Below are 12,367 nucleotides of genomic sequence, written 5' to 3'. Positions count from 1 at the left end.
TCGGCTGATGTTCGTTCACCTTCGCCTGCACACCGAGTTTTCCGTCGTCGACGGCACCACCCGCATCGACGACATCGTCCAGGCCGCCGCGGCCGACGGCCAGCCGGCGCTGGCCATCACCGACCTGAACAACCTGTTCGGCGCGGTCAAGTTCTACAAGGCCGCGCGCGGCGCGGGCGTCAAGCCCATCCTGGGTGCCGAAGTGCTGCTGGACGGCCTGGCCGCCGACGCGCCGGCGCGCGTGCTGCTGCTGGTGCAAAACCACGCCGGCTACCTGAACCTGTCGCAGCTGCTGACCCAGGCCTGGACCGAAGGCGTCAGCAAGGGCGTGGCCAGCGTGCAGTGGGACTGGCTGCGCGCGCACGCCGAGGGTCTGCTGCTGCTGTCGGGCGCGCAGGCCGGGCCGCTGGGCCCCAGCCTGGCGCAGGGCGACGCGGCCGCTGCCGGCGCCGTCGCGCTGCAGTTGGCCGAGGCCTTTCCGCACCGCTTCTACATCGAGCTGCAGCGCGCCGGCCGCGCCGACGACGAGGCGCAGGTGGCAGCGGCCGTGCAACTGGCCGCGCGCCTGAAGCTGCCGGTGGTGGCCACGCACCCGGTGCAGTTTCCGGCCGCCGACGACTACGAGGCGCACGAGGCGCGCGTGTGCATCGCCGAAGGTGAAATTTTGGGCAACCCGCGGCGCGTGCGGCGCTTCACGCCCGAGCAGTATTTCAAGAGCAGTGCGCAGATGGCCGAGCTGTTTGCCGACGTGCCCTCGGCGCTGGCCAACACGCTGGCCATCGCGCAGCGCTGCAGCCTGACGCTGGTGCTGGGCAAGCCGCAGCTGCCCAACTTTCCGGTGCCCGCGGGGCACACCATCGAAACCTACTTTCGCCACGCCTCGCAGGAGGGGCTGGAAGAGCGCCTGCGCCAGCTCTACCCCGACGCCGCCCGGCGCGCGGCCGAGCACCCGCGCTACCAGGAGCGGCTGGACTTCGAGCTGGAAACCATCCTCAAGATGGGTTTTCCGGGCTACTTCCTGATCGTCGGCGACTTCATCAACTGGGCCAAGCAAAACGGCTGCCCGGTGGGGCCGGGGCGCGGCTCGGGCGCGGGCTCGCTGGTGGCCTATGCGCTGAAGATCACCGACCTCGACCCGCTGCAGTACAAGCTGCTGTTCGAGCGCTTCCTGAACCCCGAGCGCGTGTCGATGCCCGACTTCGACATCGACTTCTGCCAGGCCAACCGCGACCGCGTGATCGACTACGTCAAGGACAAGTACGGCCGCGACGCGGTGAGCCAGATCGCCACCTTCGGCACCATGGCCGCGCGCGCCGCCATCCGCGACGTCGGCCGCGTGCTGGACATGAGCTACACCTTTTGCGACGGCATCAGCAAACTCATCCCCAACAAGCCGGGCAAGCCCGTCACGCTGCAGTACCCGCCGCCGGGCATCGCCGGCGACGAGAAGGAAAAGTACGCCATCGCCGCCGAGCCCATGCTGGCCGCGCGCATCAAGGGCGAGGAAGAGGTGCGCACCCTGGTCGAGCTGGCGCAAAAGCTGGAGGGCGTGACGCGCAACATCGGCATGCACGCCGGCGGCGTGCTGATCGCTCCGGGCAAGCTGACCGACTTCGGCCCGCTGTACCAGCAGCCCGGCAGCGAGTCGGCCGTCAGCCAGTACGACAAGGACGACGTCGAGGCCGTGGGCCTGGTCAAGTTCGACTTTCTGGGCCTGGCCACGCTCACCATTCTGGAGCTGGCGCGCAGCTTCATCGCCCAGCGCCACCCCGGCCAGCAGGACTTTGCCTACGAGGCCATCGCGCTGGATGACCGGGCGACCTACGAGCTGTTTCAGCAGGGCCGCACCGAAGCCGTGTTCCAGTTTGAAAGCCGCGGCATGCAGGGCATGCTGCGCGACGCCAAGCCGACGCGACTGGAAGACCTGATCGCCCTCAACGCGCTGTACCGCCCCGGCCCGATGGACCTGATCCCCAGCTTTGTCGCGCGCAAGCACGGGCGCGAGCCGGTCGAATATCCGCACCCGCTGGTGGCCGACATGCTCTCCGAGACCTACGGCATCATGGTCTACCAGGAGCAGGTGATGCAGACCGCGCAGATCCTGGGCGGCTACAGCCTGGGCGGCGCCGACCTGCTGCGCCGCGCCATGGGCAAGAAAAAGGCCGAGGAGATGGCCAAGCACCGCGCCATCTTCCGCGCCGGCGCGGCCAAGAACGGCATCGGCGAGGCCAAGGCCGACGAGATCTTCGACTTGATGGAGAAGTTCGCCGGCTACGGTTTCAACAAGTCGCACGCCGCCGCCTATTCGCTGCTGGCCTATCACACCGGCTGGCTCAAGGTGCACTACACCGCCGAGTTCTACTGCGCCAACATGACGGTGGAAATGGACAACACCGACAAGCTGAAGGTGTTGCACGAGGACGCGCTGCGCGAGGGCATGCAGTTTGAGCCGCCCGACGTCAACCGCGGCGGCTACCGCTTCGAGCCCGTGGGCGACAAGCTGATCCGCTACGGCCTGGGCGCCATCAAGGGCACCGGCCAGCAGGCGATCGAGGCCATCGTGGCCGCGCGCGAAGGCCGCGGCGAAGGCAGCGCGGGCGGCGAGAGCGGGCCCTTCGCCAGCCTGTTCGATTTTTGCCGCCGCGTCGACCGCACGCGCGTCAACAAGCGCACGGTGGAGGCGCTGGTGCGCGCCGGCGCCTTCGACGGCCTGCAGCTGAACCGCGCGCAGCTGGCCGCCGCCATCGACCTGGCCTTCGAGTTCGGCGCCAGCTGCGAGGCCAACCAGAACCAGGGCGGGCTCTTTGACATGCTGGACGACAGCCAGGGCTCCAGCACGCAGGAGCCCGAGCTGCCCCCGTCACGCCCTGGGGCGTGAAGGAGCGCCTGTCGTTCGAGAAGACCGCCATCGGCTTCTACCTGTCGGGCCATTTGTTCGACGAGTGCGAGCGCGAGGTGCGCCAGTTCGCGCGTCGGCCGCTGGCCGAGCTGGTCGACAGCCGCGAGCCGCAGCTGCTGGCCGGCATCGTCGGCGATTTGCGCATCATCAACGGCCAGCGCGGGCGCCTGGCCCTGTTCAAGCTGGACGACAAGAGCGGCGCGCTGGACGCGCGCGCCGACGAGGCGCTGATCAACGCCCACCGCCACCTGCTGAAGGACGACGAGCTGATCATCGTGCAGGCCAAGGTCATGCCCGACCGCTTCTCGGGCGGCCTGCAGCTGAACATCACGCAGATCTGGGACCTGCCCGCCGCGCGCTGCCGCTTCGGCAAGTTCCTGCGCGTGGCCGTCAATGGCCAGCCGCCCGACGTGGCGCGCCTGCTGGCCGACTTTCCGCCCCGGCGCGAAAGCACCGAGGCCGGCGACGTGTGGCAGGGCCTGCCCGTGCGCCTGCTGCTGGAGCGCCGCCGCGAAGGCGTGGGCGTGATGGCCCAGCTGCAACTGGGCGAGCAGGCCCGGTTCTACCCCAGCGACGCCGCCCTGGCCGGCTGGATGGCGCAGGCCGACGAAGGGCGGGCGCAGGTGGTGTACGAGTGAGGGTCGCTTCGGCGCCTCTCGTCATTGCGAGCGAACGCGAAGCAATCCAGTTGGACGCCACCACGACACGCCGCCGCTGGATCGCCACGTCGCTGCGCTCCTCGCGATGACGGCGGGGGTGTCACCCTTGTTTCAAGGATCGAATCGACCTGCAGCACGCATGCAGCAAGCGCTGGAAGCTATCAGAAACGAAGCAATCAGCCGTGCAGCTTGAACACGATTTCCATCGGGTTCCAGTAGCGGCCGTTGTCCGAGGGCAGTTTCTCGGTGCGGTCCAGTGCGCGCAGCACGGCGTCGTCCCAGGACTTGACGCCGCTGGACTTCTTGATGCGGCGGTTGATGATCAGGCCGGTGGGGCCGGTCTGCACCTCGACGATGGCCACGGGGTTGCCGGGCACGTCGTCCGAGAACACGATGTTGGGGCGCACGGCGGCGCGCACCTTGGCAGCGTAGCCGGCCGAGGGGCCGGCGTCCTGCGCCGCGGTGCCGCCGGGCGTGCGGCCGGCGCCGGTGCTGGCGCTGTCGCCCGCGCCGGCCAGGCGGGCCAGGCGGTCCAGCTCGGCCTTGCGGCGCGCGTCGGCGGCCTTGGCGTCGCGCGCGGCCTCGGCTTTTTTCTCGGCGGCATCGCGCGCGGCCTGAGCCTTTTCCTGCGCCTTTTTCTCGGCGGCGGCTTGGGCGGCGGCCTGTTTGCGCTGCGCGTCCTCGGCGGCCTTTTTCTCGGCCGCCTGCTGGGCGGCCTTGGCCGCGGCCTGCTGCTCGGCTTCGTGGCGCTTTTGCTCGGCGAGCTTCTGGGCCTCGGCCGCCTTTTTCTCCTGCTCGGCCTTTTTCTGCGCCGCTTCCTTGCGCTCCTGCTCCAGCTTGGCCAGGCGCTCTTTCTCGGCGGCCTGGCGCTGCTGCTCGGCCCGCGCCTGCGCGCGCCGCGCTTCTTCGTCTTTCTTCTTTTGCTCCAGCGCGATCTCGGCGTCGCGCGCGGCCTGGTCGACGACCGGCGGCGGGGGCGGCTTGGGCGCGGCCACGGGCTCGGGCGGCGGGGGAGGCGGTGGCGGCGGCACCGGGGTGGGCACCGGCTCGGGCCGGGGCGGCGGCGTGACGGCCGGGCGCGGCGCGGGCGCGGCCTGCTGCACGGCGGCGGCCCACAGCTCGGCGTCGACCGCCTCGTCGTTGGTGGTCTTCCAGCGCAGGCCCCAGGTCAGCGCCAGGATCAGCAGTATGTGCGCCAGGATGGCCAGCCCCAGCGCGCGCCCCAGCCCGCGCGGCGGCGGCGGGTCGAACTCGGAGCGCTGGGCCAGGGTTTCGGTCATTTCACGGACAGGCCCACGCGCTGCACGCCGGCTTCGCGCAGCTTGCGCATCATGGTGACGACCTGCTGGTAGCGCAGGTCGCGGTCGGCGGCCAGCATCACGGGCAGCTCGGGGTTGCTGGCCAGGGCTTCCTTGATGCGGACGATGGCCTCGGTCTCGGTCAGGTCGCGCGCGCTCACCTCGCCGCCCAGCGACAGCTGGCCGTCTTCGTTCATCATCAGGTCGATGCGCTTGTCGGGCGCCTTTTGCGACTTGCCGGCGCTGGGCACGTTGATGGCCCCCGGCGTGATGACGGTGGCGGTGACCATGAAGATGATCAGCAGCACCAGCATCACGTCGATGAAGGGCACCATGTTGATCTCGTTGATGGTGCGGCGGCCGCGGCCGCGGGAGGCGGTGGCGGGCATGTCAGTAACCGGTGGCCGATTCGCCAGAGCCAGCCGCAGGCGCCGGATGCACGCCCAGGTTGCGCTGCAGGATGTTGGAGAACTCCTCGATGAAGGTCTCCATCTTGATGGCCAGGCGGTCGATCTCGCGCGCGAAGCGGTTGTAGGCGATGACGGCCGGGATGGCGGCGAACAGGCCCAGGGCGGTGGCCACCAGCGCCTCGGCGATGCCGGGCGCCACGGTGGCCAGCGTCACCTGCTGCAGCCCGGCCAGGCCGGTGAAGGCGTGCATGATGCCCCAGATGGTGCCGAACAGGCCCACGTAGGGGCTGACCGAGCCGACCGAGGCGAGGAAGGACAGGTGGACCTCGGCGGCGTCCATCTCGCGCTGAAAGCTGGCGCGCATGGCGCGGCGCGCGCCGTCCAGCAGGGTGCCGGGGTCGTGGATGCGGCGCTCGCGCAGCTTTTGATATTCGCGCATGCCGCTGGCGAAGATGCGCTCCATCGGGCCGGCGCTCTTGGCGTTTTGCGCGGCGGCGGCAAACAGCTCGTTCAGGCTGGTGCCCGACCAGAAGCTGCGCTCGAAGCCGTCGTTGAGCACGCGGATGTCCTTGAGCGCGCGCAGCTTGCGAAAGATCGCCGCCCAGCTGGTGACCGAAACGGCCAGCAGCAGCAGCATCACCAGCTGCACGACGAAGCTGGCGTTGATGACCAGCTGGACGATGGAAAGATCCTGGTTCATGAAGTCAATCGTTCGATCAGCGATGAAGGAATGCGGGCGGGCGCCAGGCGGGTGGCATCGACCCAGCCGATGCGGATGCGCGCCTGGCTGAGCAGCGCGCCGCGCTGGCCCGGTCCGGTCTGCAGATACGCCTGCTGCGTCAGCACCAGGCTGGCGCGGCCCGCTTCTTCGAGCCGGGCGGTGATGACAAGTTCATCGTCCAGCCGCGCCGCGCGCAGGTATTTGACGTCGCACTCGCTGACCACGAACATGCCGCCGGTCTGCTCGCGCAACTGCTGCTGCTGCACGCCGCGCGCGCGCAGCCATTCGGTGCGGGCGCGCTCGAAGAACTTGAGGTAGTTGGCGTAGAACACGATGCCGCCGGCATCGGTGTCCTCCCAGTAGATGCGGATCGGGAACTCGAACTCCGCCATCGGCGCCGCCTCAGGCCAGGACCGCCCGGAGCCGCTCGATGGCGGTGTGCAGCTGGGCCATCGAGTTGGCGGTGGAAAAGCGGATGTAGCGCGCCGTGTCGGCATGGCCGAAGTCGCGCCCCGGCGTGACGGCCAGGTGCGCGCGCTTCATCAGCTCGAAGGCGAATTCCCAGCTGCCCGGTGTTTGCATCTCGCTATTGTATTCGGAGCGGCCGGCAAACAGCTTGTCACAGGCGGCGCTGCAGTCGGCCCAGGCATAGAAGGCGCCGTCGGGCGTCACCGGCACCGTCAGGCCCAGGGCGTTCAGCTGCGGCACGAACCAGTCGCGCCGGGCCTTGAACTCGGCGCGGCGGCGCTCGTACTCGGCCAGGCTGGCGGGCTCGAAGCAGGCCAGCGCCGCGTGCTGCGACACGCTGCTGGCGCAGATGAACAGGTGCTGGGCGATCTGCTCGATCACCGGGACCAGGGCATCGGGCACCACCAGCCAGCCCAGGCGCCAGCCGGTCATGTTGAAGTACTTGCTGAAGCTGTTGATGCTGATGATGTCGTCATCGAGCGCCAGCGCGCTGTGACTGTAGGCGCCGTCGAAGGACAGGCCCAGGTAGATTTCGTCGATCAGGGTGATGCCGCCGCGCTCGGTCACCACGGCCTGGATGCGCGCCAGCTCGTCGGGGTGGATCGAGGTGCCCGTGGGGTTGGAGGGCGAGGCCAGCATCACGCCGCGCGTGTGCGCGCCCCAGGCCTCCTGCACCTTGGCTGCACTCAGCTGAAAGCGCTCGGCGGCGGTGGACGGGATCATCACCGCCCTGCCTTCGGCCATGCTGACGAACTGCCGGTTGCACGGGTAGCTGGGGTCGGGCATCAGGATTTCGTCGCCGGCGTCGATCAGCGCCAGGCAGGCCAGGTGCAGCGCGGCCGAGGCGCCGGCGGTGACGATGATGCGGCGCGCCGGCACCTGCACGCCGAAGCGCTGCGCGTACCAGGCGCTGATGCGCTCGCGCAGCTCGGGCAGGCCCATCGATTGGGTGTATTGGGTGCGGCCTTCGCGGATGGCGCGCTCGGCCGCCTCTTGCACGAGGGGCGGCGCGGTGAAGTCGGGCTCGCCCACGTTCATGTAGACCATGGGGTGCTCGCTGCCGGCGGCTTCGCGCGCGATGGCGCCGGCCGTCTTGGCCATCTCCATCACGTAGAAGGGCTGGATGCGCTGGGCGCGGGCGGAAACTCTCATGCTGCGTTGTCGTCGATGGGATCGCTGGGTGGCCGGGCGGCGCGTGGCCGGGCGCGGTCGGCGCCCACCTCGGCCGGGCGCAGCGTGGGCGCCAGGCCGTTGAGCACGCCGTTGACGTACTTGTGGCCGTCGGTGCCGCCGAAGTCCTTGGCCAGCTCGATGCATTCGTTCAGCACCACGCGCCAGGGTACGTCGGGGCACTTCAGCAGTTCGTAGGCGCCGATCCACATGCAGGCGCGCTCGACGGGCGAGATCTGCCCCAGCTCGCGGTCGAGCAGCGGCACGATCAGCGCATCCAGGTCGGCCGACAGCTCGATGCAGCCGTGCAAGAGGGCGTCGAAGTGCGCCGCATCGGCCTTGGCAAAGCCCTGCAGCTCGCGCGTGAAGACGTCGATGGCGGCGGCGTCGCCTCCGCCCAGCAGGTACTGGTACAGCCCCTGCAGCGCGAATTCGCGCGCGCGCGAGCGCGGCGACTTGGCCGAGGACTTGCGCGTGCCGGTCTTGGCCGCGGGCGGGCGTTTGGACGGCTCGGCGCTCATTTCAGGCGGTGCTTGAGCAGGGCCATCTCGACCGCCACACGGGCCGCGTCGCGCCCCTTCTCGATCTGGCGCACGGTGGCCTGGGGCAGGTTCTCGGTGGTCAGGATGGCGTTGGCGATCGGGATGTCCAGGTCCAGCCCCACGCGGGTGATGCCGGCGCTGGACTCGTTGGCGACCAGCTCGAAGTGATAGGTCTCGCCGCGGATGACGCAGCCCAGCGCGATCAGCGCGTCGTACTCGCCGCGGTGCGCCAGCCAGCGCAGCGCCAGCGGCACCTCCAGCGCGCCGGGCACGGTGTGGTGGGCGATGTTCTCGCTCTGCACGCCCAGCGCGGCCAGCTCGCCCAGGCAGGCGTCGCGCAGGCCGTTGGTGACGCCCGCGTTGAAGCGCGCCTGCACGATGGCGACGCGCAGGCCGCTGCCGTCCAGCGTGGCGCCCGGGCCCTTGTCGGCTTCCAGCATGTTCAGTCCTTGGTGATGTAGCCGGCCACTTCGAGGCCGAAGCCGCCCGCCAGGCTGGGCAGGCGCCGCGGCGTGCCCAGCAGGCGCATGCGCTGCACGCCCAGCGCGCGCAGGATTTGCGCGCCGATGCCGTAGCTGCGCAGGTCCATGCGCCCGCGCGAGGGCGCGTGGGTGGCGCGCGCCGTGCCCTGGAACTGCGCCAGCAGCTGGTCGGCGCTTTCGCCGCAGTTCAGCAGCACGGCCACGCCGCTGCCTTCCTGGCGGATGCGCGCCAGCGCCTCGTGCAGGCCCCAGCTGTGCATGCCGGGCTGCACGTCGAGCGCGTCCAGCACCGACAGCGGCTCGTGCACGCGCACGGCCACCGCGTCCTCGGGCGCCCACTGGCCCAGCACCAGCGCCAGGTGCAGCGCGCCGCTGGGCTGGTCGCGAAAGGCATGGGCGGTGAAGCGGCCCTCGGCCGTGGCCAGCTCGCGCGTGCCCACCGGCTCGACCAGCGTCTCGGTGCGGCTGCGGTATTCGATCAGGTCGGCGATGGTGCCGATCTTCAGGCCGTGCTGCGCGGCGAACAGCTGCAGGTCGGGCAGGCGCGCCATGGTGCCGTCGTCCTTCATGATCTCGCAGATCACGGCGGCGGGCGTGCAGCCGGCCATGGCGGCCAGGTCGCAGCCGGCCTCGGTGTGGCCGGCGCGCATCAGCACGCCGCCCTCGACCGCCTGCAGCGGAAACACGTGGCCGGGCTGCACCAGGTCGGCGGCTTGCGCGTTGGCCGCCACCGCCGTCTGCACGGTGCGCGCGCGGTCGGCGGCGGAGATGCCGGTGGTCACGCCTTCGGCGGCCTCGATCGACACCGTGAAGGCGGTGCCCATGCGCGTGCCGTTGTGCGCCACCATGGGCGGCAGGTGCAGGCGCTCGCAGCGCTCGCGCGTGAGCGTCAGGCAGATCAGGCCGCGGCCGAAGCGCGCCATGAAGTTGACTGCCTCGGGCGTGACGTGGTCGGCCGCCAGGATCAGGTCGCCCTCGTTTTCGCGGTCTTCCTCGTCGATCAGGATGACCATGCGGCCGGCGGCCAGCTCGGCCACGATGTCCTGCACGGGCGAGATGCTGGCGACGCCCGCTGGGGCGGCGGAAGGAGGTGTGGAAACGGTCATGTTCAGGTCAGGCAGCCGGCGCGCCCGGCGGTGTGGCAGGGCGCGCCAGGGCGCCGATGGACAATAGGCACATTATCCGCCCATTGGCGCGGGCCACTGGCGGGCCGGGCACCCTGTAGCGGCCGGGGATTGGGCTGGAAAACTATCAATATCGTAGCTGTTTGCGCTTTATCATGGCGGGCTGCAGGCCGATTTGAGGCTTGAACCCGTCCGATCGGCCGGTCTGCACACACCCATGTCCCTCGACCAACCCGTCTTCTCGGCCCTGCTGCCCGTGGTGGTGCTGATCGGCATCGGCTTCGCGGCCGGGCGCCTGCAGCTGATTCGCGGCGCGGCGGTGCGCGATCTGTCCAACCTGGTGTTTCTGGTGCTGGTGCAGGCGCTGCTGTTTCGCACCATGGCGACGGCGCGGCTCGACCGGCTGGACCTGCATTCGGTGGCGCTGTACTACGTGGTGTCGGGGCTGCTCTTCTTTGCCCTGCTGCTGGCGCGCGGCCTGAGCAGCCGCTCGGCCGTGCTGGCGCTGGCGGCCATCTTCAGCAACACGCTGATGATCGGCGTGCCGCTGGTGCAGCTGGCCTATGGCGACGCGGCGCTGGTGTCGCTGTTCACCCTGATCTCGATGCACGCGCTGATCCTGCTGACCCTGGCCACCGTGGTGCTGGAGCTGCTGGTGGCGCGCGAGCAGGCCGCCGCCGGCGCCGGGCCGCGCCGCCACATCGCCGCCACCGTGGCGCGGGCGATGAAAAACGCCGTGCTGCACCCGGTGCCGCTGCCCATCATCGTCGGCTTTCTGTATTCGCTGACCGGCTGGGGGCTGCACCCGGTGGTCGAGCAGCCGCTGCGCCTGCTGGGCAACGCCTTCGGCCCGGTGGCGCTGGTGCTGGTGGGCGTGACGCTGGCGCAGACGGCCATCGGCACGCAGCTGAAGGGCGCGCTGCAGATCGCCGCGCTCAAGACCGTGCTGCACCCGCTGCTGATGGCCGCCGCCGGCTGGGCGCTGGGCCTGTCCGGCCTGCCGTTGAAGGTGATGGTGGTGGCCGCCGCCCTGCCCATCGGCGCCAACGTGTTCCTGTTCTCGCAGCGCTACCACAAGGAGGAAGACCTCGTCACCGCCGCCGTGGCCGTCTCCACCGTCATGGCCATGGGCAGCATCTCGGTGGTGATGGGGCTGCTGGGCACTCTTTAATGGGGTCAGATCACAATTAAAAATCATGATCTGACCCCATTTAGGTTGATTCATGGGGGCGCGGACGGCCCCTTCAGCTCGATCTGGTTGCCGTCCGGGTCTTCGATGTAGAGCGACGGGCCCTGGCCCTCGGCACCGAAGTTGCTGACCACCGCGCCTTGCACCGGCACGCCATGCCGGCCCAGGTGCGCGCGCAGCGCCGCCTCGTCGAAGGGGTCGATGCGCAGGCAGAAGTGGTCGAGGTTGCGCCGGTCGCCAGCCGGCGCGCCGCCGCCCTTGCGCCCCAGCGGGCCGTCCACGCTCACCAGGTCGATCATCGATGCGCCGGCGCGCAGGTGCGCCAGCCCCAGCTCGTCGCGCCGTCGGACCACGGCGCAGCCCAGCACGGCGCCGTAAAAGTCGATGCTGCGGGCCAAATCGCGCACGCGCAGCACCAGGTGGTCGATGCGCTGCACCGCGAAGGGCAGGGCTGTCGGGGCTTGCAGGGGGTTTGCGGTCGTGGGGGGGGTGCCCCCGTCAGCGGGTTCAGGCATGTCGGTTCACTCCATCGCCTTGGATGGCTCATCGTCGCACATGCGTCCACACCATGCCCAGCACGGCCAGCACCGAGCCCAGCGCCAGCCCGGCCGCGAACAGCAGGCCCAGGCCGACCGGATTGGGGTTGGGGTCGGGCCACAGGCCCAGTGCCGCCGCCGCGCTGACGAACAGCAGCGGCAGCGCCGCCCCCACGGCCACCCACAGGCCGCCCCGCACGCCCCGGGACCGCCAGTACACCGCCCGCTGATCGCCGCTCAAGCACACCCAGGCCACGATCGCCAATGGCGAGAGCGTGAGCGCCAGCACCAGCGTGACGGGCAGGCGCCAGGGGGACGGTGGGCGCTGGGCGGTCATGCGGTGGAAGGGATGAACTGAGCTCAATAGGGCAAAGCCTAGAACGCCGGCTTGCCGCGGGCCGCCTTGGTGTCGGACCGCCGTGCCTTGCTGTCCAGCCGCCGCAACTGCGATGCCCGCGTCGGCCGGGTGGCGCGTCGCGTGGGCCGCACGCGCGTGGCCTCGTCGATCAGTGCCTGCAGCCGCGCCAGCGCCTCGGCGCGGTTCTGCGTGCGGCTGCGCGAGGTCTGCGCCTTGATGACGATGATGCCTTCCTTGGTCACCCGCTGATCCTGCAGGCCCAGCAGCTGGTTCTTGGCCGTTTGCGGCAGCGACGAGCGGGCAATGTCGAAGCGCAGATGAACCGCGCTGGACACCTTGTTGACGTTCTGCCCGCCCGGGCCCTGCGCGCGCACGTCGCTGAACTCCACTTCATGGGGATGCAGGGTGTAGGTCATGGCAAAAAAATGATCCGACCCCAATTATTGCCCCGGCATGTAAACCGCGTAAGCTGCTGTAGTCCAGGCTGCGGGGATGTCGGGGCCGAACTAAC

12 protein-coding genes and 1 pseudogene are annotated in these 12,367 nt (G+C 70.0%); 2 read left to right on the top strand and 11 right to left on the bottom strand.

Annotated elements, in window-relative coordinates:
- The first annotated feature begins 7 nt into the window (after positions 1-7).
- Positions 8-3,537 (top strand): annotated as a pseudogene (gene dnaE, locus ACWHMB_RS14355) (DNA polymerase III subunit alpha).
- A 197-nt stretch (positions 3,538-3,734) separates the two neighbouring features.
- Here the strand turns inward: dnaE and tolA are convergent.
- The 8 genes from tolA to ribBA are packed head-to-tail and all read right to left on the bottom strand — an operon-like array spanning position 3,735 to position 9,755.
- On the bottom strand, positions 3,735-4,838 hold the full coding sequence (gene tolA / locus ACWHMB_RS14350) for a cell envelope integrity protein TolA (protein WP_377484733.1): 1,104 nt from the start codon (positions 4,836-4,838) through the stop codon (positions 3,735-3,737).
- Positions 4,835-5,245 carry an ExbD/TolR family protein gene (locus tag ACWHMB_RS14345; RefSeq protein ID WP_377484731.1) on the bottom strand — a complete coding sequence of 137 codons (411 nt, stop codon included), beginning with the start codon at positions 5,243-5,245 and terminating at the stop codon, positions 4,835-4,837. The genes tolA and ACWHMB_RS14345 overlap by 4 nt, the downstream gene beginning before the upstream one ends.
- A 1-nt stretch (position 5,246) precedes the next feature.
- A complete protein-coding gene (gene tolQ / locus ACWHMB_RS14340) occupies positions 5,247-5,966 on the bottom strand; it encodes a protein TolQ (RefSeq protein WP_377484729.1) in 720 nt (239 codons plus the stop codon).
- Positions 5,963-6,379 (bottom strand): tol-pal system-associated acyl-CoA thioesterase, encoded by a 417-nt coding sequence (ybgC, locus tag ACWHMB_RS14335; protein WP_377484727.1) that lies wholly within the window; start codon positions 6,377-6,379, stop codon positions 5,963-5,965. Before ybgC ends, tolQ begins: the two co-directional genes overlap by 4 nt.
- A gap of 10 nt (positions 6,380-6,389) precedes the next feature.
- Positions 6,390-7,607 carry a pyridoxal phosphate-dependent aminotransferase gene (locus tag ACWHMB_RS14330; RefSeq protein ID WP_377484725.1) on the bottom strand — a complete coding sequence of 406 codons (1,218 nt, stop codon included), beginning with the start codon at positions 7,605-7,607 and terminating at the stop codon, positions 6,390-6,392.
- A complete protein-coding gene (gene nusB, locus ACWHMB_RS14325; RefSeq protein ID WP_377484723.1) occupies positions 7,604-8,146 on the bottom strand; it encodes a transcription antitermination factor NusB in 543 nt (180 codons plus the stop codon). Before nusB ends, ACWHMB_RS14330 begins: the two co-directional genes overlap by 4 nt.
- Complete coding sequence (gene ribH, locus ACWHMB_RS14320) at positions 8,143-8,607, bottom strand: 6,7-dimethyl-8-ribityllumazine synthase (RefSeq protein WP_377484721.1); 465 nt, start codon at positions 8,605-8,607, stop codon at positions 8,143-8,145. The genes nusB and ribH overlap by 4 nt, the downstream gene beginning before the upstream one ends.
- Positions 8,608-8,609: 2 nt before the next feature.
- On the bottom strand, positions 8,610-9,755 hold the full coding sequence (gene ribBA, locus ACWHMB_RS14315) for a bifunctional 3,4-dihydroxy-2-butanone-4-phosphate synthase/GTP cyclohydrolase II (RefSeq protein ID WP_377484719.1): 1,146 nt from the start codon (positions 9,753-9,755) through the stop codon (positions 8,610-8,612).
- Positions 9,756-9,990: 235 nt separating this feature from the next.
- Here ribBA and ACWHMB_RS14310 point away from each other — a divergent pair, with 235 nt between their 5' ends.
- Positions 9,991-10,944, top strand: a complete 954-nt coding sequence (locus ACWHMB_RS14310) for an AEC family transporter (protein WP_377484717.1) — start codon at positions 9,991-9,993, stop codon at positions 10,942-10,944.
- 50 nt (positions 10,945-10,994) lie between these two features.
- On the opposite strand, the gene ACWHMB_RS14305 is transcribed toward ACWHMB_RS14310, so the two are convergent.
- The 3 genes from ACWHMB_RS14305 to arfB are packed head-to-tail and all read right to left on the bottom strand — an operon-like array spanning position 10,995 to position 12,272.
- Positions 10,995-11,477 carry a VOC family protein gene (locus ACWHMB_RS14305; RefSeq protein WP_377484715.1) on the bottom strand — a complete coding sequence of 161 codons (483 nt, stop codon included), beginning with the start codon at positions 11,475-11,477 and terminating at the stop codon, positions 10,995-10,997.
- Between the two features lie 28 nt (positions 11,478-11,505).
- Positions 11,506-11,835: a hypothetical protein gene (locus ACWHMB_RS14300; RefSeq protein WP_377484713.1), complete on the bottom strand. Its 330-nt coding sequence runs from the start codon at positions 11,833-11,835 to the stop codon at positions 11,506-11,508.
- A 38-nt stretch (positions 11,836-11,873) separates the two neighbouring features.
- A complete protein-coding gene (gene arfB / locus ACWHMB_RS14295) occupies positions 11,874-12,272 on the bottom strand; it encodes an alternative ribosome rescue aminoacyl-tRNA hydrolase ArfB (protein WP_377484711.1) in 399 nt (132 codons plus the stop codon).
- Between the last annotated feature and the right edge of the window lie 95 nt (positions 12,273-12,367).

This window comes from Ottowia pentelensis, assembly GCF_964341695.1.
The sequence above is the reverse complement of the archived record's forward strand: the minus strand, read 5'-3'. Positions and strand labels throughout refer to the sequence as shown.